At 27.6% G+C, this 23975-nt stretch carries 32 protein-coding genes and 1 tRNA gene; 27 read left to right on the top strand and 6 right to left on the bottom strand.

Features of this window, described 5'->3' with window-relative positions:
* The first annotated feature begins 139 nt into the window (after positions 1-139).
* Positions 140-778: a nitroreductase family protein gene (locus K0039_RS01725; RefSeq protein WP_228103338.1), complete on the top strand. Its 639-nt coding sequence runs from the start codon at positions 140-142 to the stop codon at positions 776-778.
* 52 nt (positions 779-830) lie between these two features.
* Here the strand turns inward: K0039_RS01725 and K0039_RS01720 are convergent, their stop codons facing one another.
* Positions 831-1277 carry a MarR family winged helix-turn-helix transcriptional regulator gene (locus K0039_RS01720; RefSeq protein WP_228103337.1) on the bottom strand — a complete coding sequence of 149 codons (447 nt, stop codon included), beginning with the start codon at positions 1275-1277 and terminating at the stop codon, positions 831-833.
* A 212-nt stretch (positions 1278-1489) separates the two neighbouring features.
* On the bottom strand, positions 1490-2092 hold the full coding sequence (locus K0039_RS01715; protein ID WP_228103336.1) for a GAF domain-containing protein: 603 nt from the start codon (positions 2090-2092) through the stop codon (positions 1490-1492).
* 219 nt (positions 2093-2311) lie between these two features.
* On the opposite strand from K0039_RS01715, the gene cysK reads away from it, so the two are divergent.
* The 12 genes from cysK (at position 2312) to K0039_RS01655 (ending at position 9170) form a co-directional block, all read left to right on the top strand.
* Complete coding sequence (gene cysK, locus K0039_RS01710) at positions 2312-3208, top strand: cysteine synthase A (RefSeq protein ID WP_228103335.1); 897 nt, start codon at positions 2312-2314, stop codon at positions 3206-3208.
* Positions 3209-3220: 12 nt separating this feature from the next.
* Positions 3221-3787, top strand: coding sequence for a serine O-acetyltransferase EpsC (epsC, locus tag K0039_RS01705; protein WP_228103334.1), 567 nt, complete (start codon positions 3221-3223; stop codon positions 3785-3787).
* A gap of 157 nt (positions 3788-3944) precedes the next feature.
* Complete coding sequence (locus K0039_RS01700; RefSeq protein ID WP_228103333.1) at positions 3945-4562, top strand: TetR/AcrR family transcriptional regulator; 618 nt, start codon at positions 3945-3947, stop codon at positions 4560-4562.
* Between the two features lie 46 nt (positions 4563-4608).
* Positions 4609-4983: an FMN-binding protein gene (locus tag K0039_RS01695; RefSeq protein ID WP_228103332.1), complete on the top strand. Its 375-nt coding sequence runs from the start codon at positions 4609-4611 to the stop codon at positions 4981-4983.
* Between the two features lie 12 nt (positions 4984-4995).
* Positions 4996-5529 carry a flavodoxin domain-containing protein gene (locus K0039_RS01690; protein WP_228103331.1) on the top strand — a complete coding sequence of 178 codons (534 nt, stop codon included), beginning with the start codon at positions 4996-4998 and terminating at the stop codon, positions 5527-5529.
* Positions 5530-5713: 184 nt separating this feature from the next.
* Positions 5714-6052, top strand: a complete 339-nt coding sequence (locus K0039_RS01685; protein WP_228104166.1) for a phage terminase large subunit — start codon at positions 5714-5716, stop codon at positions 6050-6052.
* A gap of 274 nt (positions 6053-6326) precedes the next feature.
* The gene (locus K0039_RS01680; protein ID WP_228103330.1) at positions 6327-7250 is read left to right on the top strand and encodes a bacteriophage abortive infection AbiH family protein; all 924 of its coding nucleotides are present in this window, start codon (positions 6327-6329) and stop codon (positions 7248-7250) included.
* Between the two features lie 120 nt (positions 7251-7370).
* Positions 7371-7814 (top strand): recombinase family protein, encoded by a 444-nt coding sequence (locus K0039_RS01675; RefSeq protein WP_309165151.1) that lies wholly within the window; start codon positions 7371-7373, stop codon positions 7812-7814.
* Between the two features lie 45 nt (positions 7815-7859).
* Positions 7860-7936, top strand: a tRNA-Trp gene (locus K0039_RS01670).
* Positions 7937-7991: 55 nt separating this feature from the next.
* Positions 7992-8348: a hypothetical protein gene (locus K0039_RS01665; protein ID WP_228103329.1), complete on the top strand. Its 357-nt coding sequence runs from the start codon at positions 7992-7994 to the stop codon at positions 8346-8348.
* 11 nt (positions 8349-8359) lie between these two features.
* On the top strand, positions 8360-8632 hold the full coding sequence (locus tag K0039_RS01660) for a hypothetical protein (RefSeq protein WP_228103328.1): 273 nt from the start codon (positions 8360-8362) through the stop codon (positions 8630-8632).
* Positions 8633-8984: 352 nt separating this feature from the next.
* On the top strand, positions 8985-9170 hold the full coding sequence (locus K0039_RS01655; RefSeq protein WP_228103327.1) for a hypothetical protein: 186 nt from the start codon (positions 8985-8987) through the stop codon (positions 9168-9170).
* Between the two features lie 263 nt (positions 9171-9433).
* On the opposite strand, the gene K0039_RS01650 is transcribed toward K0039_RS01655, so the two are convergent.
* Positions 9434-10345: a cation diffusion facilitator family transporter gene (locus K0039_RS01650; RefSeq protein WP_228103326.1), complete on the bottom strand. Its 912-nt coding sequence runs from the start codon at positions 10343-10345 to the stop codon at positions 9434-9436.
* A gap of 262 nt (positions 10346-10607) precedes the next feature.
* Between K0039_RS01650 and K0039_RS01645 the strand changes: the two genes are divergently transcribed.
* Together K0039_RS01645 and K0039_RS01640 are read left to right on the top strand one after the other, a co-directional pair.
* Positions 10608-11018: a hypothetical protein gene (locus K0039_RS01645; RefSeq protein WP_228103325.1), complete on the top strand. Its 411-nt coding sequence runs from the start codon at positions 10608-10610 to the stop codon at positions 11016-11018.
* Positions 11019-11145: 127 nt separating this feature from the next.
* Entirely contained in the window at positions 11146-12516 is a 1371-nt protein-coding gene (locus K0039_RS01640; RefSeq protein ID WP_228103324.1) for a cation:dicarboxylate symporter family transporter, read from the top strand.
* Positions 12517-12573: 57 nt separating this feature from the next.
* Here K0039_RS01640 and K0039_RS01635 read toward each other — a convergent pair whose 3' ends face one another.
* The gene (locus tag K0039_RS01635; RefSeq protein WP_228103323.1) at positions 12574-13392 is read right to left on the bottom strand and encodes an ATP-grasp domain-containing protein; all 819 of its coding nucleotides are present in this window, start codon (positions 13390-13392) and stop codon (positions 12574-12576) included.
* 244 nt (positions 13393-13636) lie between these two features.
* Here K0039_RS01635 and K0039_RS01630 point away from each other — a divergent pair, with 244 nt between their 5' ends.
* The 8 genes from K0039_RS01630 (at position 13637) to K0039_RS01595 (ending at position 16590) form a co-directional block, all read left to right on the top strand.
* A complete protein-coding gene (locus K0039_RS01630; RefSeq protein WP_228103322.1) occupies positions 13637-13849 on the top strand; it encodes a DUF3955 domain-containing protein in 213 nt (70 codons plus the stop codon).
* A 14-nt stretch (positions 13850-13863) separates the two neighbouring features.
* Entirely contained in the window at positions 13864-14076 is a 213-nt protein-coding gene (locus tag K0039_RS01625; protein ID WP_228103321.1) for a DUF3955 domain-containing protein, read from the top strand.
* Between the two features lie 16 nt (positions 14077-14092).
* The gene (locus tag K0039_RS01620) at positions 14093-14578 is read left to right on the top strand and encodes a DUF2975 domain-containing protein (protein WP_228103320.1); all 486 of its coding nucleotides are present in this window, start codon (positions 14093-14095) and stop codon (positions 14576-14578) included.
* 12 nt (positions 14579-14590) lie between these two features.
* On the top strand, positions 14591-14815 hold the full coding sequence (locus K0039_RS01615) for a helix-turn-helix domain-containing protein (protein WP_228103319.1): 225 nt from the start codon (positions 14591-14593) through the stop codon (positions 14813-14815).
* A 126-nt stretch (positions 14816-14941) separates the two neighbouring features.
* Complete coding sequence (locus K0039_RS01610) at positions 14942-15235, top strand: hypothetical protein (protein WP_228103318.1); 294 nt, start codon at positions 14942-14944, stop codon at positions 15233-15235.
* 28 nt (positions 15236-15263) lie between these two features.
* Positions 15264-15770 (top strand): hypothetical protein, encoded by a 507-nt coding sequence (locus K0039_RS01605; RefSeq protein WP_228103317.1) that lies wholly within the window; start codon positions 15264-15266, stop codon positions 15768-15770.
* Between the two features lie 89 nt (positions 15771-15859).
* Positions 15860-16225 carry a C-GCAxxG-C-C family (seleno)protein gene (locus K0039_RS01600; RefSeq protein ID WP_228103316.1) on the top strand — a complete coding sequence of 122 codons (366 nt, stop codon included), beginning with the start codon at positions 15860-15862 and terminating at the stop codon, positions 16223-16225.
* Positions 16226-16245: 20 nt separating this feature from the next.
* Positions 16246-16590: a rhodanese-like domain-containing protein gene (locus K0039_RS01595; protein ID WP_228103315.1), complete on the top strand. Its 345-nt coding sequence runs from the start codon at positions 16246-16248 to the stop codon at positions 16588-16590.
* A gap of 54 nt (positions 16591-16644) precedes the next feature.
* On the opposite strand, the gene K0039_RS01590 is transcribed toward K0039_RS01595, so the two are convergent.
* Positions 16645-17241 carry a helix-turn-helix domain-containing protein gene (locus tag K0039_RS01590; protein WP_228103314.1) on the bottom strand — a complete coding sequence of 199 codons (597 nt, stop codon included), beginning with the start codon at positions 17239-17241 and terminating at the stop codon, positions 16645-16647.
* Between the two features lie 197 nt (positions 17242-17438).
* Here K0039_RS01590 and K0039_RS01585 point away from each other — a divergent pair, with 197 nt between their 5' ends.
* Together K0039_RS01585 and K0039_RS01580 are read left to right on the top strand one after the other, a co-directional pair.
* Positions 17439-18008 carry a DUF2238 domain-containing protein gene (locus tag K0039_RS01585; RefSeq protein ID WP_228103313.1) on the top strand — a complete coding sequence of 190 codons (570 nt, stop codon included), beginning with the start codon at positions 17439-17441 and terminating at the stop codon, positions 18006-18008.
* A 67-nt stretch (positions 18009-18075) separates the two neighbouring features.
* Complete coding sequence (locus K0039_RS01580) at positions 18076-18753, top strand: TIGR00266 family protein (protein ID WP_228103312.1); 678 nt, start codon at positions 18076-18078, stop codon at positions 18751-18753.
* A gap of 76 nt (positions 18754-18829) precedes the next feature.
* Here K0039_RS01580 and K0039_RS01575 read toward each other — a convergent pair whose 3' ends face one another.
* Entirely contained in the window at positions 18830-19381 is a 552-nt protein-coding gene (locus tag K0039_RS01575) for a TetR/AcrR family transcriptional regulator (RefSeq protein ID WP_228103311.1), read from the bottom strand.
* A gap of 274 nt (positions 19382-19655) precedes the next feature.
* Between K0039_RS01575 and K0039_RS01570 the strand changes: the two genes are divergently transcribed.
* Together K0039_RS01570 and K0039_RS01565 are read left to right on the top strand one after the other, a co-directional pair.
* Positions 19656-20357, top strand: coding sequence for an ABC transporter ATP-binding protein (locus K0039_RS01570; RefSeq protein WP_228103310.1), 702 nt, complete (start codon positions 19656-19658; stop codon positions 20355-20357).
* Between the two features lie 10 nt (positions 20358-20367).
* Positions 20368-23775, top strand: coding sequence for an ABC transporter permease (locus tag K0039_RS01565; protein ID WP_228103309.1), 3408 nt, complete (start codon positions 20368-20370; stop codon positions 23773-23775).
* Positions 23776-23975 lie beyond the last annotated feature (200 nt).

The following is a 23975-nucleotide window of genomic DNA, read 5'->3' as shown; positions in this document are numbered from 1 at the left end:
TGAAATAGTTGTAGGGAATCATGGTACTAATATATTAGGTGGTAATGCCATTGCTGAAATATTAGTAATTTTACTAAATCAGTTGATAAAAATTAAGTTTTTATAAATATTATAATTAAGACATAAAAGGAGAAATAAAATGGCAAACTTAGATATGATTTACAATCGTAAAAGTGTGAGAAAGTTTAAAGATGTGGAAGTACCAAAAGAAGACATATTAAAAATGTTAGAGGCAGCAATTGAAGCGCCATCACCAAAACATCAACAAAACTGGAACTTTGTTGTAATAACTAATAAAGAACTAATAAATAAAATGGCTGAAATAGTAGCTACAAGTCATGAAAAAATTGGGGAAATAGCTAAAACTGAAAAAGATAGAAAAATACATATGAGTGTACTAAAATACTATACTTCATTTAAAAATGCTCCAGCAGTTGTAATGGTTTATTCAAAGCCTTACGATATGATAGAGTACAAAATATTAAAAGAAAATGGAGCTACAAAGGAAGTCCTAGATGTTTTAGTATCTCCTCAATCAGCAGCACAAGCAATAGGCGCAGCAGTGGAAAACTTCTTATTAGCAGCGACAGAAATGGGTTATGGAAGTTGTTATATGACAGGTCCTACTCATGCTAAGGCAGAGCTAGAAAAATTAATAGGATTTGAAAAGCCTAATTACGAATTAATGTCCATGATATCTGTTGGTATAGCAGAGGATAATACTCCTGAAAAATTACCTCGCAAACCACTTCAGGAAGTAGTTACTTTTGTAGACTAATAGAAAAATTAGATTAAAAAAACTGTAGGGACTATAGCTTCCTACAGTTTTTTTAATCTAATTTATTAGCATTTCTGAAGTTTGTACTAAGTTTTTTTAGTAATCTTAAGAATTCTTTTTTCTCTTCTTCTGTGAAATTATTATATGCAGTTTCTCTAACTTGAGAAGATATATGATTAAAACTATTTTCTATATTTCTTGCATTTTGAGTTAATTTTATATAAGTTATTCTTTTATCAGAGATAGATTTTTCTTTTTCTATATATCCTAAGCTTATTAATTTATTTACTAAAGCAGTTACAGTTGATTTATCTTTTCCGATTTTCTTTGAAATTTCCTTCATAGTTAAAGGTTTATCACTTTCAAAGAGTGCAGTAAGTATATTACCATGACTAGGTATTAAATCATCTAAGTTATTTTTTTTTAGTTTGTTATCTATAAATTTTATCATTTCTGCTTTTGTTCTACTTATAAAATATATAATATATTTATCTTTCATAATTACCTCCTTAAAACAAGAGTAAAGTTTTTCAAATCTAACTTATTTTATAATATCATAGATTAAAAGAAAATAAACACAATTTTAAATATATATGAATGATTAAGCTGTTTGCTATTTGTGCAAAATTTAAATGACTTTAGATGAAGTTGTAATATTTGTAGAATAATAAAAAACAGTAGATTTGCGAAGTGCAAATCTACTGTTTTTTATTATTCTTCTTCGGCATTAATATTATATTTTTTTACTTTTCTATAAAGAGTGGCTATTCCAATGTTTAATGCCTTTGCAACTTGCTTCATTTCCTGTGTATTATTTCCATATTTTTTTATTGCTTTTTCAATTTCTTCTTTTTCCAACTCTTCAACAGTTCTAATTTCTTCTTTGTATAATTCATCTAATTTATAAGAAATTAAGTTAGACATACTACTGATAAACTCGGATAATTCTTGATCCTTAGATAAAATTTTATTTTTTTGTTCCTCTGTGAAAGCTGCTATACCAAGTATTCCTATATTGTGATCACCAAGTTTTATTGGAGTACAAATATCAGCTAATTCTTTACAGTCTTTGCTATGAATACAATTTTTACAACTATGTTCTATCTCTCGATTTATGATGTAAGGTTCTCCAGATATTAATACATTAGAATAAGCAGACTTATCAGAGATTTTTTCATCAATTTTATCCTTAAAAATTCCTGTGCCAGCTATTCTTACTAAATCTTTTGATACTACTGTAACATCTACATCAAGTAAAGTTGAAATATTTTGGCAAACGCTTTGTATATAATTTTTTATATCAATTAATTTCAAGATTCAACCTCCCAACATAATTTATTCTAAAAAAATGTGGTTTACTTAAGTATATCATATTATTATTGTTAATTTTTATCAATTTTAATATTTTAAAACAGGTAAAATTTTGAAAAATAAAAAATTATCAAATTGATAATAAAATGCTTGCGTTATCAATTTGATAATGCTACAATGATATTATCATTTTGATAATTAAAAATATTGGGAGGAATGAAAATGATATATAAAGATGGGTTGGAGTTAATAGGTAATACACCTATTATATCTTTAGATAAAATAGGATATGAAAATGTATATGTTAAATTGGAAAAATATAATCCAGGTGGAGGTATAAAAGATAGAATTGCACTCTCCATGATTGAAGGAGCTGAGGAAAGAGGAGTATTAAGAGAAGGTAGTGTATTGGTGGAGGCTACAAGTGGAAATACAGGGATAGCTCTTGCTATGGCAGGAAGCTTAAAAGGTTATAAAGTTATTATAATAATGCCAGAAACTATGAGTATGGAAAGAAGACAGCTTGTAAAAGCTTTTGGAGCGGAATTAATATTAACAGAAGGATCTAAGGGGATGAATGGATCTATTGAAAAATTGGAAGAACTATTAAAAGAAAATGATAACTATACAAATCTTGGTCAATTTGAAAATGAAGATAATCCAAAAGTGCACTATGAAAGAACAGGACCAGAAATATACAAAGAGGTTCCAGATATAAATGTTATTATTGCAGGGATAGGTTCAGGTGGAACAATAAGTGGCGTAGGAAAATTTTTAAAAGAGAAGGATGAAAGTATAGAAGCAATAGGAATAGAACCTTTAGCATCACCACTTATTACTGAGAAAAAAGCAGGTCCACATAAGATTCAAGGAATAGGTGCAAACTTTATACCTAAAAATTACGATGAAAATATAGTGGATGAGGTAATTACAGTAAGTGATGAAGATGCTTTTGAAATGGTTAGATTGCTTGCAAAGAAATTAGGTGTTCTAGTAGGAATATCTTCTGGTGCAAATGTATTTGGTGCTATAGAAATTTCTAAAAAATACCCTAATAAAAAAATAGTTACTGTTGCACCAGATGGTGTAGACAAATATATGTCCATGGGTATTTTTTAGAGAGGTGAGATTATGTTATTTGAGCATACAAGAGCAGATATAAATTTTATACTAGAGAATGATCCAGCTGCTAGAAATAAGATAGAAGTATTTTTACTATATCCTTCTGTACACTCTCTTATAATGTATAGAATATCCAACTTCTTTTATAATAAAAAAAGATTTTTTATTGCTAGAGCAATATCTCAACTGAGTAGATTTTTTACTGGAATTGAAATTCACCCAGGAGCGCAAATAGGTATGGGAACACTTATAGACCATGGAAGTGGAGTTGTTATCGGAGAAACAACCATAATTGGAGACAGAGTTACTATATATCAAGGAGCTACTATAGGTGCTACAGGAAATGAAAAAGAATTTAAAAGACATCCTACTTTAGGTGATGATATTGTAGTTGGTTCTGGAGCAAAAATATTAGGGCCAATTAATATAGGTGATCATTGTAAAATAGGAGCTAATTCAGTTGTTTTAAGAGATATGCCCTCTAATAGTACAGCCGTAGGAATACCTGCAAAAATCAAATATAACACAAGTAATATGAATAAAGAAGATATAGACAACGTTATATATTTTATATAAATGAGAGAGGTGAAGACCTCTTTTTTTTTATGTGAAAAAGAAAATGTCGAAATATTTTTATAGTAAATTGTGTGAAATGTGATACTATTAATAATATGAACAGTGTTCATAAATTGAACTATGTATATAAAATTAATAAGGTTTGCAAGGAGGAACAATGGGAATACAAGAAAGACGTAAGATAGAAAAAGAAAAAATCAAAAAAGAAATACATAAAGCAGCTAGTGAAATAATAATAGAGGAAGGATATTCAAAATTATCCATTAGAAAAATAGCAAGTAAGATAGATTATTCTCCTTCTTTAATATATAACTATTATGAAAATAAAGCAGACATAGTATTATCAATATGGCAAGAAAAATCATCAAAAATAATTCATACAATGAGTAATTTAAAATTGAATGATTCTAACGAAGAAACTAATATTAAAAATTTATTTAAAACATACATTAACCTAATTCTAGAAAGTCCTAAAGAATATAGAGCAATAATGCTAAATAATATTGATATAATTAAAAAATCAAATTTTGATTTTACAGAAGAAGAAAAAAACAGTTTAAAAATAAAAGAGACTAAAAAAAAATATGATAAATATTTAGAAGAAGGATTATTGCGCCATGTTGATACAGAAAAATATGCATTTTTTTCTTGGATATCAATAAATGGATTTATATCAAATATGGTCTTATCAAATAATCAAGATAAAGAATTTTTAAACAAGTTAATAGATGAATATGTGGATTTTATGATTTACGGATTATTTAAAAATAATTAATAAATATGGAAATAAATTTAAAATTGAATTCTAAAGGGAGATACTAATGAGGTTGAAAAAAACTAAAATATTTTTATGTGCTCTTTTAGTTATAATTGTGAGCGGATTGTTTGCAGTAACAAGAGGAATAAAAGAAGGGAAAAAGGTTGAAATAAATAGTGTAGATATAAGCAAATTAGAGGATGGAGCTTATGTAGGAAAATATTCTAAGAACAGATGGACTAGTGAAGTAGAAGTTAGTGTGAAGGGGAAGAAAATAGAAAGTATTAAACTATTGTCAGAACCACTAACTCCAGATGTAGGTGATGAATTGTCGAAAAAAATAATAGAAAAGCAAAATGTAAATGTAGATGTTATAAGTGGTGCAACTGTATCATCAAAAGCATATTTGAAATCTGTGGAAAATGCACTAAATAAATAGGAGGTAATTAATATGAAAAGTATAGTTGTTTATGAATCAAGGTATGGTAGTACGGAAAAATATGCAAAATGGATAGGAGAAGAACTAGATTGTAGAGTATCCCAAATAGATGATATAAGTACAGTAGACTTATTAAACTATGATAATATTATTTTTGGTGGTTGGCTTCATGCAGGGACTATAAAAGGATTTAAAAATATTTATAAAGAGATTGATAAATTTAAGAGTAAAAATCTCATAGTATTTTATGTAGGCCTATCTATTATGGATGACAAAATTTATGAAGAAGTAAAGAAAAATAATTTTAAAGATTTAGATAATATAAAAGAATTTTATTTAAGAGGTGCTTTCAATTATAAAAGTTTAACTGTAACAGATAAATTGATGATGAATATGTTTAAAAGAATATTGAAAAGACAAAAAAAAGAAGAAATGGATGAAAACACAAAAGGCATGTTAGATGCTTATGTAACACCTGTTGACTTTACAGATAAAGAAAATATTAAACCAATAATTAAGTCAGTTAAAGAAATAAATTTACAATAATAAAAAACTCAGCTTAAATATTTAAGCTGAGTTTTTATACTAGATACAACACTTATAGTCGCCGCAGTTTATGCAATGTTCAACGTGAACGGTATTTTGTTTGTATTTAGATATAATTCAATATACTTGATAAGAGCATTACTGTATTCTAGATAGCTCTTAACCATCTTGAAATGGAAGCAGAATTACAGGTAATTCAGTTATATTTAGGGAAGTTAATTATGCAAAACAAAGAGAAAAACTAAAATCTATAAACCTTCCTACTGGAAAACTTACATGGATATGGTGCGAAGAAGCTACTGAATTAGCTGAAAGCGATGTTGATATACTAGACGACCGTTTGAGAGGTATTTTAGATAATCCTAACTTGTATTATCAAATAACATTTATATTTAACCCAGTAGCAGCAACTCATTGGATTAAACGTAAGTACTTTGATTATGAGAGTGAAGATATATTTAATCATCATAGCATTTATTTAGGTAATAGATTTATAGATAGTGCTGCAAGACATTATCTATAAAATCTAAGAGGTGACGATGATGAAAATCATTTAAGAGCTTTCGTGTGGAACATATTGTGTCTTATATGGACGGTAAAACATAAGGAAGAGCTTGGAGTTGAATTATAGTTAGTTAAGTGAGTTTAACAACGGGTAATTAAAAAGAGATTAATTATTTCAGATAACATATAAACTAGATGGTGGAGATTAGTATTCTAAAAAAGATATTCCACTTTGTCTATAAATTCATATACTTTATATTGAAATTAATATAAAATTTATAAAGGAGGATGTCATGAGTAAATTATTTATTTTAGGTAATGGGTTTGATCTAAATCATAATCTAAAAACAAAATATGAAGACTTTCGTGAATATTTACTAGAAAGATATCCAGGAGTAGATGAAACTCCATTATATTGTATTGAAGGAAGTATGTTGCCTGATGGTAATTTAGAGTACGATGAAAAAGAAGTAGCAATTTTTATTTTTAATCTAATATCGCAAGCAGAAGGATATGATAATGAATGGAATGATATAGAAATTAGTTTAGGAAAATTAGATTTTGGTATGCTTTTAGAAGATATGGTAGAAAAACAATACGACAAAGATGGTGATTTAGATTGGAGCGAAATGGATTTCCTCTATGAGATTGCTTCAAGTGATTTTTACAAACCTACATTAAAAATTAAAGAATTATTATCTGACTGGATTGAAACGATTGATGTAAAAAACAGTAAGCCAAATCAAAAATTTAAAAATTTAATAGACTCAAAACAAGATTTGTTTTTAAATTTTAATTATACAAAAACATTAGAAGTTGTATATAAGATAAATAATGTTTTTCATATACATGGAATACAAGGAGCTGACATTGTTGTAGGTCATAATGAAGAATATGATGCATTAGAAGATGAGTATACAAGTGCAGAAGGTAATTTTATAAAAATACACAACGCATTGAGAAAAGATACCAGTGAAATAATAAATAAGTCTAAAGTTTTTTTTAATAATTTATCACATATTACTGAGATATATTCACATGGATTCTCTTTTTCTGAAGTAGATTTGCCTTATATACAAGAGATTTGTAGGAGAATAGATACTACAAATTTAATTTGGTATTTAAGCAGCTATGATAGCGAAGAAGAGATAAAAAAATACAGAGATAAAATTGAGAAATGTGGATTTAAAGGGATATTTAAAGAATTTACAATATAAAATAAATCTATAAATAAATTTTGCTAAGACAATGATATTAAACTAAATAATAAAATATATACTGACCAGTGTACTGGTAAAAACTTCAATAGACCTGGTTAGAGTGATTTATTTGAAACTATTAAATATCAAATAGAAACTAATAATGAAAAAGTAACTCTTATAGTATCTGAATTAGATAGATTAGGTAGAAATAAAGAACTTACGCTTAAAGAAAATAATAAGACTACAACATGTCAGGGCCTAAGTAAATTAGATAAAAATATGGTTACTATGATGATGGAAACTATCAATAACATGTTAATCGAAATGTATGTATCATTTGCTCATGCTGAGATGGAAAAAAGAGCTAAAAGACAAAGTGAAGGTATAGAAGCTAAGAAAGAAAGAGGTAATTGGTCTGATTATGGTAGACCAAGAACTATGGATTTTGAAAAGTCTTCTAAAGAATACAAAAGAGTACTAAAAGGTGAGATAAAGTCTACGGAGTGTATGAAATTATTAGGACTTACAAAGCCTACTTATTATAGATATAAAAAAGAATATGAAGAAAAAAATATGTAATTATAAAAGGATTGAAGTTAAAAGTTTCAGTCCTTATTTTATTATGGACGATTAACTCAGTTTGGTTAGAGTGGCGGTCTCCAAAACCGTTGGCATAGGTTCAAATCCTATATCGTCTGCCAAATATGAATTGATGATAAAGTAAAAGTAATTGAAAAGGCATATCTACCTGACACGTTGAGCAAGACGTTTACTGATGTCAATTATAGAACTGTAATAACTGAAGATAAAATAATAGTTTATAGAACTTTTGGAGGTAGAGCAGATGCTGGAGATTCATTTTTAACAATTACTCCAGCAGAGAGCAGAATACAGGCTAAAATAGATAGTACTTTGTTACCAAGTTGGGGAAATAGTAGAATGTATGAAGCAGTTATAGAAGTTCCTAAAGGTGAAATTTTAAACATAGGAAAAGTTGCAGAACAAATAACAGAAAGTGGTAGTAAATTAGCTGGTGGTGGTGACCAAGTAGTATTACCGTTGAATTGGGATTCAAGGTGGATTACAAAAATTAGATTAGTGCCACCTAAATAGGAGTGATAAGGATGAATATAAAAGACCTAGCAAATAGTATTAAAAAGGTAATATATATATTAGAAAAAGAGTATGCTAGTCAATTGACCAGTGGTTTATTAGAATTGATATATAAGAGATACGTTAACGCTATAATTTGTATAACTAACAAAGATTTAAGGGATATAAAAATATCTGGTGGAGTGAGAGCTTATTTAGATAGTTACAGTAATTATACATGTACGTTGGTAATTGCAATGGATGAGGCTGAAACATTATATGAAGATATTTTAAAGAAGATATAATACTATATGCACAAACGCAGTTTGATCATCAGAAGAAAGTGATGAATATTGTGATGAAAGTGGACTATCTCATTGTTGTGAACGGGATACTAATGAGGAAATGATAGATTTTTTTGCTAGACAAATGCCAATATAAAAGAAGGTCCTTTGACGGCTAAAAACGGTTCTACTAAGATGTATAAGACTATTCTTGATACATACGTTACTGCTAGTAATAAGTACGTTAAAATAATAGAAGTATAATCTAAGTGACTAAGCATATAATCTAATAAAATATTATATTGGAGGAATGTTTATGTCTATATGTAATATATGTGGCTCAAGCTTTTATGAGTCCGGAGAAGGACTGCATATGAGATGTGAGTCTTGTAGAGAAAATCCAGAGTTTATAGAGGGAGTAAAAAAAATTATAGAAGATATTAATTACGTTCAAAAGAAATACAAACTCAATTTTAATCAAGCATTGGATATTGTTAAATTACATTACATCAATGATAATCTAGATACTATCAGTTATAATATTAGCTTTAATGATTAAATAAAAAATAAGGTGGCCTTCCGTTAGCCACCTTTTGAAATAATAAAAATAATCATTAATTATAGGTATTACTATAATATGTATAGGACTTTTTAAGTATGCCCATAATTTTAATATCTGTGCTTTATTATTTAATATAAATTTTTTTAAAGGCTGGTAGGGAATAAATCCTTACCAGCCTTTTATAACGCCTTAGCCTTTTTATAAATGTGCATAGCTGATAAAAGTCTGTGGGCAATTTGGTCAAATGACAATTTACAATGCTATTTTTGTGAAAATATATTACTGCAACAATTATAATGATTTATACAAGGTTCAACGTGAACAGTTATACCTTTTACAATTTGTAATTCTTCTAGAATAGAAATTTCAAGTTTATTTGCAATTTCATGTCCCTGTAAAACTGTTAAGTCTTTATTTACACAAATAGTTAAGTCCACATAAGCCACTGAACCGTGTTTTCTTGTTCTAAGTTCGCCAATATTTAAAACACCGTCTGTGTAATTTGCGATTGTAATGATTTGTGATTCATCTTTTTCATCTATGGAATAATCCATTAATTCATTAATTGCATCCTTAAAAATATCTAACCCAACTTTTGCAACAAATAAACCAACAATTACTGTAGCAATAGGATCTAGGGCTTTGAATCCAAGTAAAGAACCACCTATACCGATAAATGCAGCCACAGAAGATAAAGCATCAGATCTATGATGCCATGCATCTGCCTTTAGCGATGGCGAATTTATTTTCTTAGCAACTTTTATAGTAATTCTGTATTGATATTCTTTTATTACTATGGAAATTACAGAAATAATTAGAGGTAAAAACGTAGGGACTTGCACATCTTCCAAATGAAGTAGTGAATTTAATCCATTTAAACTTATTTTTAGTGCAACACCTATAAGTAACATAGACAATAAAAAAGACACTAAAGTTTCTGCTTTTTCATGTCCATAATTGTGTTCTTTATCATTTGGTGTTTTTGCAATTTTATTACCTATTAAAACTCCTATTGAACTAATTATATCTGATGCAGAGTGAAGACCATCTGCAATCATGGCATTTGATTTTCCTAATATACCTCCTAAAATTTTTATAAATGTTAAAATCACATTCCATACAATGGATATTAATGTGACTTTTGTTGCTTCTTCATATCTACTATTGCTCATATTAATCCCTCTCACTTAAATTTTCGTTCTCAATTAATAATATTATATTACTGTTAAAATGTGATTATGTCAAGAAAAAAAGTTGGTCTGAATTCTCAATTGAAAATGACATTTGTTTTAACAAGATAAATATAATTAATAGATACCCCAAATATGATTTTTATAATAAGGTTTTTTGTTAATATGGAAATGAGTTGTTAAAAATCATTATATATGTTAAAATTCTTTACACGAAAGATTAAAATTTCAAGGGAGATTAATAATGAAAGAGAAATTAATGAAATTTATGTATGGAAGATATGGAAATGATGAATTGAATCAATTTCTGTTTAAGTTAGTATTTGTAAGTTTAATAATATCTTTATTAAGTGGTAGAGCAAGTTTCTTTGGTGAAATTTTTTACATTCTCGCTTTAATTATGGTGGTATTTATATACTTTAGAATGTTTTCTAAGAACTTTAATAAAAGATATTCAGAAAGAACACTATATTTAAATTTTCATAATAAAGTGAAGTTATCATTAGATAAACAAAATAAGATCAAGGAGCAAAAGAAATCATATGCATTTTTTAAATGTCCTTCTTGTAAACAAAAGGTGAGAGTACCTAAGGGGAAAGGTAAGATTTCTATTCACTGCCCAAAGTGCAATGTAGATTTTATAAAAAGAAGTTAACTTTAAAAGAAGTATCTCAAAGTTTTTTAAGAGATACTTCTTTTTTTATAAAAAAGTGTTGTATTATCAAAATGATAATGATATAATTTAAATTATCATTTTGATAATAAATATTTGGGAGGATAATATGAGTAATACATTTTTATCGCAATTTTTAATGATAACTAATATATACAGCGTATTAATGGTTGTTGTACTAGTAGGCTTATTTTTTATAATAAATAGAATAAGCAAGAAATTTAAATTTACAAACTTAATGGTAATTTCAATTTTTATGGGTCTAGGTCTTGGGATTTTAATTCAAGCATTGGCTCAGTTTCCGAAAGATCCTACATCAATTACATGGATAAATGAAGTAAGTACATGGTATGGATTATTTGGTAACGGATTTATGGATCTATTAAAAATGATAGTAATGCCTTTAGTCTTAGTTTCAATAATTAGAGTTATAATGAATATGAAAGAAGACAACTTAGGGAAACTAACATTTAGATCTATGGCAATGTTTTTTGCAACAACAGCAATAGCAGCTATTATTGCTGTGATAGTGGCAAATATATTTGATTTAGGCTCTTCTGTACAAGTAGTTAAAACTAGTGAAGAACTTAGAGAGATAACATCATTGCCAGATACAATAAGAAATTTACTTCCATCAAATCCAATTAAGGCTATGGCTGATGGAAATACAGTGGCAGTAGTAATTTTCGCAGCTTTTATAGGTCTTGCAATAAGAAGACTTAGAAAAAAATACTTAGAAATAATAAAGCCTTTTATAGATATTGTAGAAGCTTTTTATAAAATTATAGTTTCAGTTGCTATTACAGTGATAAAACTTATGCCATATGCAGTTGTACCACTTATGGCTAGTACTATAGTAAGTGGAGGAGTTAATTCACTTTTGAATGTTGTAGATTTCATCTTAGCATTATATATAAGTGTGGCAATTATGTTTGTTGTTCATTTGGTGATAATTACTTTAAGTGGAATGAATCCAATAACTTATATTAAAAACGCATCAAAAGCATTAATTCTAGCTTTCACATCTCGTTCAAGTTTGGGAACGCTACCTGTTACTATAGAAGCTTTAACTGAAAATATGAAAGTAGACTCAGGAACTGCCAGTTTTGTAACCAGCTTAGGTTCAAATATGGGTATGAATGGATGTGCAGGAGTATATCCAGCATTAGTTACTGTATTGATTGCTAATATGGCCGGGATAGATATGAATTTTACTTTCTATGTAATGTTAATAATAGTTATAACAATAAGTTCATTAGGTATTGCAGGAATACCAGGAACTGCAACTATGTCTGTATCTGTGGTAATTTCAGGAATGGGAATGGGAGCCTATTTCCCACTGGCTGGAGCAATAATAGCTATAGATCCAATTCTTGATATGGGAAGAACAATGTTAAATGTTAATGGAGCAATGACAACAGCTGTTGCTGTGGACAAGTCATTAAAATCGAATGAAAAAAAAGATACAAAAGTAGTTTAATTAAATGAAGAATAAAATAGCAACTATTTTAGAGAATGTAAAATAGTTGCTATTTTATTATAAAAGATTATTTAAAGATTCCTTTAATGAAGAAACAAACTTATCTCTTAAAGTTGGAGAAATATCTAATAAAGATAAATAAGGATTTAAATCTTCCATTTCTACAAGAAGTAAATGACCATTTTCATCTCTACAAGCATCAATTCTTTGAATTCCATGACTTAAACTATTCCAATTTAATAAAATATTACAAAAATGAAAATCTTCATTTGTAGGTGTATATTCTTCCATTTGCCATCTTTTTTCTTTATTTGGAGCATAAAGAGCATACTGGAATTTTCTATCTATATAATAAAAAGATACTTCATACTCAAAATCTATGAATGGTTGAATTAAGATGTTGTAATTATTTGGATTAGTTCTTTTATATATTTCTTTCTTGCTTAAGAATTCTAAACCTATGGAATCGGCACCATCTATGGGTTTTATTATGTAATTCTCAGCATATGGTAGCTTATGAAAGTCATTAATATTATTGATAGTCTTAATAACTGGCATATTTTTATTTGTAAGTTCCATCAAATAATTTTTCCCATTCATATCACCATGGCCATCAAAAGAATTATAAGTAAGCAAATTATGAGTTTTTATTTTATTTCTAAATAATTTGTACTCTTCTTCAAAATTAGCAGCAGGACCTGTATTTCTTAACAAGATTAAATCAAAGTCTTCGCTAAAATTATTTATATCCTTTGGATTACAAATAAGTAATTTGAAATCCTCTCTAAGTACAGAAGTAAGAAAAAGATCTTCTTCATAGTAATTTCTACCTTTAGCATTGTAATATAAGTCAGTTACAAATAGTATTTTCTTCATAGTACCTCCCATTAATAATTAAGTATGATTGCAGAAAGTTAATTACATAAATTGTAATTAAAAACTTATATTATAGCAACCTTCCAAATGCTTTATTTATCTAAATTTAAAATATTATAGAATTAAGATAATGATGGAATAATAATTTATCAATAAAAAATTATTGAAAAACAATAAATTTTTATTGTATTTTTATAAATAATGTATTAATATAATTATAGAAAATAAAAAAGGAGATAAGAAAATGAAAAAATACAGAATCACATTATTATGTTTATTAATGACTGCGTTATGTGTAGTATCTTTTGAATTAATAGGAAGCAAAGTTTTAGAAGATGGAACTTTACAGGAACCATTCTTTTTAATTCCAATAGCATATTTATTTTTATTTGCTTCAATAATAAGTGCAGTAATTATTAAGATTAAAGATGTGTATAAATTAAAAAAACATAACTAAAAGGAGATAAGAAAATGAAAAAATACAAAATTACATTATTATGTTTATTAATGACTATGTTATGTGTAGTATCTTTTGAATTAATAGGAAGCAAAGTTTTAGAAGATGGAACTTTACAGGAACCATTCTTTTTAATTCCAATAGCATATTTATTCTTATTTACTTCAATAATAAGTGCAGTAGTTATTAAGACTAAAGGTGTGTATAAATTAAAAAAACATAACTAAAAGGAGACAATATAGAATGAAAAATAATTATTCTAAGATTTTAAATATTATAGTTTCGGTGGGAATAATCTTAACATTAATTATGCTGGCAGGTTTACCTTTTATTTTGGGTGCACTAAGTAAAAGTACATCCATAAATATTGAATCAAAATATATAACGGTTATGACTGCGATTATCTACATCTGTGCAACGCCTTATGTAATCGCTTTATTTAATTTGAAAAAGTTATGCTCTCATATAACAAGTAAAAATCCTTTTTCTGAGAGTATACCAAAGTTGATAAATAATATTGCTTATTGTTCATTTAGTGAGGTGATTCTTTTTAACTTAATGAATATAATTTTTTACTTTATATTTAATATATATCTTTATGCGTTTGCTATTTTACCTTGTGTAATAGTTTCATTTTTATCAATTGCCATAGGGGTATTTGCTCTTATTTCATCTAAATTATTTGAAATGATAATAGATATTAAAGATGAGAATGATAGAACTATTTAAGGAGGAAAGCAAATGGCTATAATTGTAAATTTAGATGTGATGATGGCAAAGAGAAAAATGAGTGCCACAGAACTTTCTAAAAAACTAGGAATCACCATGGCCAACTTATCAATATTGAAAAATAATAAGGCAAGAGCTGTGAGATTTTCCACATTAAATGAAATATGTAAGGCACTTGATTGTCAGCCTGGGGATATTTTGGAATATGTGGAAGATGATGAGGAGATACATGAATAGAAAATAAAGCATAAAAATTATTAGGAATCAGGGGGATGATTCTAATAAAAAAAAGAAAATTTTATATAATTTTATTCATATTGTTGGATTTAAACTTATTGATAGGAAAAAGATTATGAAATATATATGAACACACCATCTACTTACAATGATAAGATAGGAATATCAATACCTGAAGATTCCTCTGTATTGGAATTTAAAAATAGTCATGGTGGATTTCATGGTGATGGTTATTTCGAAGATGGCGGACATATACCTAGGGATATAAAGAATGGCATTTATTATTTTAGAGATAGATATGCTGAAAATTATCCAGAAGAAGCAGACATTGATATAAATGAAAGATGGTCTTACAATTTTACGGTTGCCATATTTGATTTAGATAAAAATAAACTTTATATTTGTGAATTAGATACATAAAATTAAAAAATAAATTAAGTAAATAAAAATGAAGAAAAAATTATTAGTGGTATTAGGTTTATTGTTTATGTTTATGTCTTTTTTTCACTTAAGTTTTTCAAGAACCTATCATCATTTTTTTAGTGAGTCTACAGACTTATCAAAAGAAAATGTAAGTGGTATATATTTAGGTGAAAGTATTAATAATGACAATGTAAAGTCCAAGTATGGGTATATAAATAAACTTAGCCAAGATAATGTTAAATATAACTATTATTATTTAAATGAAAAAATGGAAGTAGCAACAGAAAAATATGATGATAAAATTATAAGATTTGTTGTAAATGATAAGAATATATCCAGTGATAAAGATATAAAAATTGGTGATGATAAAGTTAAAATAATAAAATGCTATGGAAGAAATTATTATAAAAGAGTAGAGCAGGGAACTAATATTTTAGGTTATGTAGATAGAAAAAATAATACTTCTTTGGAGTTTTGGATGTATGACGATAAAATTATGTTTTTCAGATTAGGCTATAATTATATGGAATAATATATTGTTTGTGACAAAGTCACAGAAAAAAACTAAAATAGTGATACAATATATGTATAATTAAAATGAACTGAGAAGGAGACATTAAAATGACAAAACCATCAATATATCATAGTCAAGGGTATACTTGTGCAGAAGCACTAATAAAATCATATAATGAAGAATTTAAAACAGACATACCTGTTGCTTTAGGAAGTGGAATGGGAACTGGTATAACAGTGGGTAGTCTATGTGGAGCAGTCAATGCGGCTGTCTTAGTAGCAGGTTATATAAAAGGTAGAGAAGATAGTTCTACTCCAAATGAAGCTAGAAAATACTCAAAAGAAATAATGAAAAAAGTAAGAGAAGAATATAATACAGAAATTTGTGCTAATTTGAAGAAAAATAAGGTAAGTTGTAGCGAAATCATAGATTTTTCATATAATGCATTAAAAGAAGTTTTAAAAGATGCATAAAATATGGAGGATGAGATGTTATGGGATTATTTTCAGGACTATTTAGAAAAAGAGGTTATACTACTATAACTGGATCCCAACTACAAAAGATGATGAGTAACAACAATATACTAATTTTAGATGTGAGAAGTTTAGGGGAGTACAAAGGTGGGCACATTCCAAATGCTAGAAATATACCTGTTGATACACTTTCATCAAAATTATCAACTTTAAATTCATATACAGATAGTGAAATAGTTGTGTATTGTGCTTCTGGAGAAAGAAGTGCAAGAGCTTGTGATATTTTATCTAAAAATAGATTTAATAAAGTTTACAACTTAAGTGGAGGAGTATCTTCTTATAATGGTAAGCTAAGTAAAAATTAAACATTAAACATTAAAAAGACCATCTAAATTGATGGTCTTTTTAACGTTATAAAATTATTTTCCATTCATCAACAATCCATGTTGATTGCAATATATATAAAATTTGCCTCTTTCAAATTTTCCACTAAGTTTTGGGAACCTTACCGTTGGGCTTTGCTCTGGATATAGTTTTATTAAAAGCACTCTATCATAAGTTACATAGGCAGCGAATGATATATAATGTTCTTTAGACATTTTATGATCAATGGTAACGTAATAATCATTTTCCAATTCTTCTATATTTATTTTATGATTATCATCTATTATACTTGGAATAGCTGCTTTTAGTTTTCTTCCACAACAAGAGATTTCACTTTCACCAGTTGTACTTATTATATTGCCGCAGCTATGGCAAACGTAAAATTTGATCCTTTTCATATTTCCTCCATCTACATCATTAGGATTTAAATCTCCTAATAATATTTTTTCTATATTAATATCAAATATTTTTGATAACTCTGTAAGTATTGACACATCAGGGCAGCCTAGACCTCGTTCCCATTTTGAAACAGTTTTGTCACTGATGTTTAATAAGTCAGCCACTTGTTTTTGAGTCATATTTTTTTCTTTTCTAAGTTTTAATATTAGACTTCCTACTTTTTCACAGTTCATATTTACTACCTCCACATATATAAGAATAAACTGTAAGTCTTATATTTTCAATCAACTCTTCGTAGAGTTTCAGTTATATTTTTATATATTTAACAAATTTCCATATAATATAGAGGTGAATGAAAAAAAATTTTGTGTTATAGTTATAAATATAACAAATAGATTATCTATCTAATAGAATTTTAGGGGGCATAATTATGAATAATAAAAAAGTCTTAAACTGGATGTCTATGTTTATATATATTATTTATTTAGGTTCCATAATATATTTTGTTATTGAAAATAAGTTACAAAATATATTATTTGCTTTAGCTAGTTTAGCAGGAACAATTATATTAGTTTACTTAAACAAGAAGTTTGATAAGCTCTTTGATACTACATTAATAATAACTTTAGTCATATTTATTTTATTTGCAGGTCTTTTGGGTTCTTCCTTTGGATTATATGCTTCTATAAAAAATTATGACGACTTTTTGCATATGTGGTCAGGGATTATTTCTTGTAGTGTTGCGTATGTGTTATTTAACTATTTTGGTAATATAGAAATAAATAGTACTAAGAGAAAAATATTCTTTGTTATATTTATGTTTATGTTTAGTATGGGTGGTGCTAGCCTTTGGGAACTTATAGAATTTTCTATAGATAAGTTTTTAGGAATGAACTGTCAAGCAGGAGGGTTAGTAGATACTATGATGGATACTTTTGATTGCTTAATTGGAAGTATTATAATGATACCTTATTATCTTAAAAAATCTCCTAAATCATAGGATGCGATGTATAGGATTTAGTAAGTAAATTACAAATAAAGATAAATGAAAGTTAGGGGGAAATTTAATGAACTATGAGATAGTAGGAAAAGTAGTACCGAGTGTGGAAGTAAGTTTATCAAGTGGTGAATCTATGTTTACACAAAGTGGAGGTATGTTTTATCAAACTGAAGGAATAAAAATGGATACAAATACAAGAGGTGGATTACTAAAAGGTATAGGAAGAATGTTTGCCGGAGAATCTATGTTTATGGCAACTTACACTGCAATGCAAGATGCTAAAATAGCTTTTGCCTCAACTGTGCCAGGAAGTATAATACCTATAAATGTAAGTGAAGGTCGCTTTACTATACAAAAAGGAGCTTTTCTTGCTGCTGAGTCTTCAGTAGAACTAAAAACTATTTTTAATAAAAAGATGGGAACAGGATTCTTCGGTGGTGAAGGATTTATATTACAAGAGCTAAGAGGTAGAGGAACTGCTTTTTTAGAAATAGACGGTGATGCTATAGAAATGAATTTAGCTCCAGGAGAAGTTGTAAAAATAGATACAGGAAATCTAGTAGGATTTGAAGATACTGTTAAATATGAAGTGGAAATGGTTAAAGGCTTAGGTAATGTGTTCTTTGGTGGAGAAGGGTTATTTTTAACTAAGCTTACAGGACCAGGGCAAGTTGTCCTTCAAACAATGAATATGAATGAGTTTGCTTTAAGAGTAGGATCATTTATACCAACAAGTTCAAACTAACAAAATAATAAACTTTATAATAATTGGGTATATCAAATGATATACCCAATTATTATAAATAAATTAAGTTACAATGTTATGGATGAAAAGCAACAATATTGTTTATTATAGTTACTATTTCTTCTGGAGATTCATTTAAATCATTTTCCAGCCATGTTTGAACAACGGAAAAAACTCCTCCCACGTTATATTTTATAAAGTAATCTAAAAATACACCGTCAACCTTTGAAGAGCTTATAAGTTTGTCAATTTCAGCTTTGCTTGCCAGTAAAAAGATACGATCCATAATATTATTTTCTATATGATGACAAAATAATATTTTGCACAACTCTTTATTTTCTTCAATAAGTTTAAGAGCATTAAGCAATAAAACATCTTTATAACCTTCTAGTGGGGTTTCTTCTATATATTCTAATATTTGATTAAAAAATTCATCTTCCGTTGATTGTAGTAAATCATAAGCATCTTTATAATGAGTGTAAAAAGTACCTCTGTTTATGTTAGCATTTTTACATATGTCCGTAACTGTAATTTGGTGAATTTTTTTATTTTTAAGTAAATCAAGTAAACTATCTTTAATTATTTTCTTAGTATATAAAATTCTCCTATTTCCTTTAATACCAGCCATATACATAATCCTTTCTCTAAATGAGGTTGCTACCGGAAATTTCATTGCTCCACACGGTACTTAAAATGGTAGCGAATTTTTATAATTACAATTTTATGTTACAAGTTATTAAATCAACAGAAAAAGATTAAGTGTCTATTTAATAACAATATGATAGCATGTGATTATTGTAAGTAGTTTGTATATTATTTATACTTATGTATTATAGCATTAACCAAACAGAGTGTCTATTTAATAACAGTGAGCAGGTAAAGCAAAATGATGGAGGGAAGAAATGTCATATATACAAATAATAGATGAGTATAAGCGATACAAAATTGGAGAAAACACGGTTGTTGCTAATAATGGTATTAATTTTTCCATAGAAAAAGGGGAGTTTGTAATTATTTTAGGACCAAGTGGTGCTGGAAAAACAACTGTGCTGAATATTCTCGGAGGAATGGATACTTGTGATGAAGGAAACATAATTATTGATAATGTTGATATCTCTAAGTTTAGTAATAAAGAGCTAATAAATTACAGAAGATATGATGTGGGGTTTGTATTTCAGTTTTATAACTTAGTGCAAAATTTAACTGCCAGAGAAAACGTGGAGCTGGCAACGCAAATTTCAAAAAATGCTTTAGACGTAGATAAAACTTTAGAGATTGTTGGTCTTGGTCATAGAAAAGATAACTTCCCAAGTCAATTATCAGGAGGAGAACAGCAAAGGGTGTCTATAGCTAGAGCCATAGCAAAAAATCCAAAATTACTTCTGTGTGATGAACCAACAGGAGCTCTTGATTATAAAACAGGTAAACAAATTTTAAAAACTTTACAAGATACATGCAAAGAAATGGGCACAACTGTAATAGTTATAACTCACAATGCAGCACTTGCACCAATTGCAAATAGAGTTATAAATATTAAAGATGCAAAAGTTCAAAATGTACAAATAAATGAGCAGCCTATTTCTGTAGAATCTATTGAATGGTAGAGGATGATAGATGAAAAATAGAGCATATAAAAAATCAATAAAAAGAGAAATACTATCTTCAAAAGGTAGATTCATTTCTATAATGGCAATAATTTTTTTAGGTGTTGCTTTTTATGCTGGAATAAAATCTTGTGGGCCAGATTTAAAAGAATCCATTAATGAATATTTTGCAAAACAAAATTTAATGGATAGCAAGATAATATCTACTATTGGACTTAACAAAAATGATTTAAAACTACTAGAAAATAATGATAAAATTCTTGATTATTATGCAAGCCATAGTGTGGATGTGAATTTAACTAATACAAATCATGTAGTTAAATTTATGGAGTATGATGAAAGTAGCGCTGATAAGATAAATACACCAGTTGTTACAGAAGGAAGACTTCCTCAAAACAGTGGTGAAATTTCCATAGATATAAATGCATTGAAAATAGATAAAAATCTAAAAATAGGTGATAAATACGTTATAAAATCAGACAAAGATACAGAAAGTTATTTTAAAAAGAAAACTTTTAAAATTGTCGGATTTGTTCAAAGTCCCATGTACATAGATAATATGTCTAGGGGAACAACTACTGTAGGAAAGGGAAGCATAGATTATTTTACACTTATAAATAGTTCTGATATATCCATGGATGTTTACAGTAAAATTTACGTAAGATTTAGAAATACAGAAAATCTTGGAGCTTATGAGAATGAGTACAAAGATAGAATGGAAGAAAACAATAAATATCTTGAAAATTTATACTCACATAGATCAATAGAAAGAATTGAAGAAGTTAAATCAGAGTCGCAAAAAGAATTTGATAAAGCATATAAAAAAATAGAAAAAAATGAAAATAAGCTTAAAGATGCTCAGACAGAAATAGACAATGGTAAAATGCAACTTTTAGATGGTAAAGTAGAATATGAGAAAGCTTTAGCAAAGTTTCAACAAGAAATAAAAGATAAGGAAAAATTATTAAAAGATAGTGAATCTGAATTAAAAAAAGGTCAAAGAGAACTTGATAAGCAAAGAGAAACTTTAGCCAAAGGTCAAAAACAACTTGAAAGTGGTAAGACTCAGTTAGATGAGTCAAAGCAAGTATTCTTAAATCAAGGAATTGATCCTACAAAAGATACAAAAGAATATGAAAATCAAATATCAGGTTTGAATACTTTGATATCTACATATGATGCACTATCTAAAGATATAAAAGATAGTACAAAGAATTTAAATGAAAATAATGAAATTCCAAGCGGAAAAATTCAATATTGGAAAATGATTATATCAAATCCTAATTTAGGATTAAACCAATTAAGTGATTTAGTAAATGCATTAGAAAAAGATTCATCAAATATTTCTTTAGCACTTAGACTTTCACAGAGTATAGAAAGTGCAAGTAAAAGTGCAAGCGAAAATAAATCAAAGCTGGAAACTTTAGTTAGTGGAATAACTCAGTATCAATCAGGTGTAAAATCATACAAAAAAGAAAAAGCTGAAATTACTGAAGGAAAGACATTACTAAATCAAGCTCAAAGTAAACTAGATAAAGGAAAAGAAGAGTTAGCAAAGGGTAAAAATTCATTTGAAGAAGGTAAAAAGCAAGGTCAAGAAAAACTTAACAAAGCACAAAAAGAAATTCTTGACTCTGAGAAAAAACTTCTTGATGGAGAAAAACAAATTGAAGAAAATAAAGGAAAACTAGTAGATGCTAGAAAAGAAATAGACAGTCAAAAAGAAAAATTAAATAAACTTGATGATAGTAAATATTATTGCTTTAATAGAAATGACAACCCAGGCTACTCAACATACAAAGGTTCAATTGATAGTTTAGACAAAATAGCATCAGTCTTTCCTGTATTTTTCTTCTTAGTAGCAGCGCTAATATGCTTAACTACTATGACAAGAATGGTAGAAGAAAACAGAATAGAAATAGGAACTTTAAAAGCACTAGGCTATAGAGACTTAGAAATAGCTAGAAAATATATAGTTTACGCTTCAATTGCTAGTATTGCAGGAGCTATAGTTGGTATATTAGTAGGAAGTATTGCATTACCATTAATAGTTAATATAGCTTATTCATCGAGCTTTACTTTACCTAAAGTAATAATAAATTTCTATCCATCATATATAATTCAATCTTTAGTAGCATCACTACTTTGCACAGTGGGAGCATCATTTATTGTTTTAAAAGAAGAATTAAAAGAGAATCCTTCTAATTTAATGAGAGTAAAAGCACCGAAGCTAGGTAAAAAAATATTACTAGAGAGAATTACGCCTATATGGAGGAGACTTAACTTTAATCAAAAAGTAACTTTTAGAAATCTTTTTAGATATAAACGAAGAATGTTTATGACAGTGTTTGGAATATCAGGATGTATGGCTATGCTTGTAGCAGGTATATCTCTTGAAAAATCAAATTCATCTTTATCAGATTTACAATTTGGTAAACTAATAAAATATGATGCAATGGTTGTATTTGATGATAGCAGTACTAAGAAAGAAGATGAAGAATATGATAAATGTTTAAGTTCTCTAGATAATTATGAGGATGATTTAAATATTTATCAAGAATCAGTTACTTTTAGCAAAGAAAATATGAGCAAACAAAGTGCAATAATGTATGTCCCACAAATCACAGATAAATTAAATGACTTTATCTTATTAAATGATAGACCTAGTGGTACTCAGTATAAACTTAGTAATGATGGTGCTATTATAAATGAAAAGTTAGCCAAACTTTTAAATGTGTCTACGGGAGATTATATAACCTTAACAGATTCAAATAATAATGATCACAAGATGAAAGTAGATAATATAGTAGAAAATTACACTGGTCATTATATTTATTTATCACCATCATATTATAAGAATATATTTAAAAAAGACGTGTCATATAATGCACAATTATTAAAATTTAATTCTAAAATCTATGATGAAAATAAATTATCATCAATACTTATGGACAATAGCAAAGTTGCAAATGTTACTCTCGCATCTAAAATGAAAAGCATGAGTGAATCAGCAGACTTAGGGTTAGTTATGATAGTAATAATAGTTGCTTCAGGAAGTTTAGCCTTTGTTGTATTATACAACTTAATCAATATAAACGTATCAGAGCGTATTAGAGAAATATCTACTATAAAAGTGTTAGGTTTCTATGATAATGAAGTTGATATGTATATATTTAGAGAAAATATAATACTAACAGTACTTGGTATACTTGCAGGATCTGTTTTAGGTAAACTATTATATGTATTTTTAGTAAGTACGGCAGAAATGGATAATATGATGATGATACCAACGGTGGATATTAGTAGTTATATCATATCTGGAGTGATTACAATGATTTTTGCTTTACTTGTTATGTTAATGATGCATAAAAAATTAAAAAATATAAATATGATTGATGCACTTAAATCTGTGGAATAAGAGCTAGGATAAAAATAAGGTGGGTATTTTAACCACCTTATTTTTATGTTATAAACTATTATAAGGGGTGGGAATTTTTAGTGTAATAGCTTCTATAGTAGCATTTTTCAAAAAAGAGTATAAACTAATAGTATTAGGCTTTGTTATACGTCTAGTTTGTTTTGTGATTTTTAATATATTAATCAATTTATAAAATGAAT

The organism is Terrisporobacter mayombei, from assembly GCF_020748465.1.
GTDB lineage: Bacteria > Bacillota > Clostridia > Peptostreptococcales > Peptostreptococcaceae > Terrisporobacter > Terrisporobacter mayombei.
Note: the sequence above shows the minus strand (reverse complement) of the source record. Positions and strands in the feature narration are given on the sequence as shown.

Bases quoted from the DNA above. Each gene is read 5' to 3' on its own strand.
- K0039_RS01725 (WP_228103338.1), top strand. From the start codon at position 140: ATGGCAAACTTAGATATGATTTACAATCGTAAAAGTGTGAGAAAGTTT.
- K0039_RS01720 (WP_228103337.1), bottom strand. From the start codon at position 1,277: ATGAAAGATAAATATATTATATATTTTATAAGTAGAACAAAAGCAGAA.
- cysK (WP_228103335.1), top strand. From the start codon at position 2,312: ATGATATATAAAGATGGGTTGGAGTTAATAGGTAATACACCTATTATA.
- epsC (WP_228103334.1), top strand. From the start codon at position 3,221: ATGTTATTTGAGCATACAAGAGCAGATATAAATTTTATACTAGAGAAT.
- K0039_RS01700 (WP_228103333.1), top strand. From the start codon at position 3,945: ATGGGAATACAAGAAAGACGTAAGATAGAAAAAGAAAAAATCAAAAAA.
- K0039_RS01695 (WP_228103332.1), top strand. From the start codon at position 4,609: ATGAGGTTGAAAAAAACTAAAATATTTTTATGTGCTCTTTTAGTTATA.
- K0039_RS01690 (WP_228103331.1), top strand. From the start codon at position 4,996: ATGAAAAGTATAGTTGTTTATGAATCAAGGTATGGTAGTACGGAAAAA.
- K0039_RS01680 (WP_228103330.1), top strand. From the start codon at position 6,327: ATGAGTAAATTATTTATTTTAGGTAATGGGTTTGATCTAAATCATAAT.
- K0039_RS01660 (WP_228103328.1), top strand. From the start codon at position 8,360: ATGAATATAAAAGACCTAGCAAATAGTATTAAAAAGGTAATATATATA.
- K0039_RS01655 (WP_228103327.1), top strand. From the start codon at position 8,985: ATGAGATGTGAGTCTTGTAGAGAAAATCCAGAGTTTATAGAGGGAGTA.
- K0039_RS01650 (WP_228103326.1), bottom strand. From the start codon at position 10,345: ATGAGCAATAGTAGATATGAAGAAGCAACAAAAGTCACATTAATATCC.
- K0039_RS01645 (WP_228103325.1), top strand. From the start codon at position 10,608: ATGAAAGAGAAATTAATGAAATTTATGTATGGAAGATATGGAAATGAT.
- K0039_RS01640 (WP_228103324.1), top strand. From the start codon at position 11,146: ATGAGTAATACATTTTTATCGCAATTTTTAATGATAACTAATATATAC.
- K0039_RS01635 (WP_228103323.1), bottom strand. From the start codon at position 13,392: ATGAAGAAAATACTATTTGTAACTGACTTATATTACAATGCTAAAGGT.
- K0039_RS01630 (WP_228103322.1), top strand. From the start codon at position 13,637: ATGAAAAAATACAGAATCACATTATTATGTTTATTAATGACTGCGTTA.
- K0039_RS01625 (WP_228103321.1), top strand. From the start codon at position 13,864: ATGAAAAAATACAAAATTACATTATTATGTTTATTAATGACTATGTTA.
- K0039_RS01620 (WP_228103320.1), top strand. From the start codon at position 14,093: ATGAAAAATAATTATTCTAAGATTTTAAATATTATAGTTTCGGTGGGA.
- K0039_RS01615 (WP_228103319.1), top strand. From the start codon at position 14,591: ATGGCTATAATTGTAAATTTAGATGTGATGATGGCAAAGAGAAAAATG.
- K0039_RS01610 (WP_228103318.1), top strand. From the start codon at position 14,942: ATGAACACACCATCTACTTACAATGATAAGATAGGAATATCAATACCT.
- K0039_RS01605 (WP_228103317.1), top strand. From the start codon at position 15,264: ATGAAGAAAAAATTATTAGTGGTATTAGGTTTATTGTTTATGTTTATG.
- K0039_RS01600 (WP_228103316.1), top strand. From the start codon at position 15,860: ATGACAAAACCATCAATATATCATAGTCAAGGGTATACTTGTGCAGAA.
- K0039_RS01595 (WP_228103315.1), top strand. From the start codon at position 16,246: ATGGGATTATTTTCAGGACTATTTAGAAAAAGAGGTTATACTACTATA.
- K0039_RS01590 (WP_228103314.1), bottom strand. From the start codon at position 17,241: ATGAACTGTGAAAAAGTAGGAAGTCTAATATTAAAACTTAGAAAAGAA.
- K0039_RS01585 (WP_228103313.1), top strand. From the start codon at position 17,439: ATGAATAATAAAAAAGTCTTAAACTGGATGTCTATGTTTATATATATT.
- K0039_RS01580 (WP_228103312.1), top strand. From the start codon at position 18,076: ATGAACTATGAGATAGTAGGAAAAGTAGTACCGAGTGTGGAAGTAAGT.
- K0039_RS01575 (WP_228103311.1), bottom strand. From the start codon at position 19,381: ATGGCTGGTATTAAAGGAAATAGGAGAATTTTATATACTAAGAAAATA.
- K0039_RS01570 (WP_228103310.1), top strand. From the start codon at position 19,656: ATGTCATATATACAAATAATAGATGAGTATAAGCGATACAAAATTGGA.
- K0039_RS01565 (WP_228103309.1), top strand. From the start codon at position 20,368: ATGAAAAATAGAGCATATAAAAAATCAATAAAAAGAGAAATACTATCT.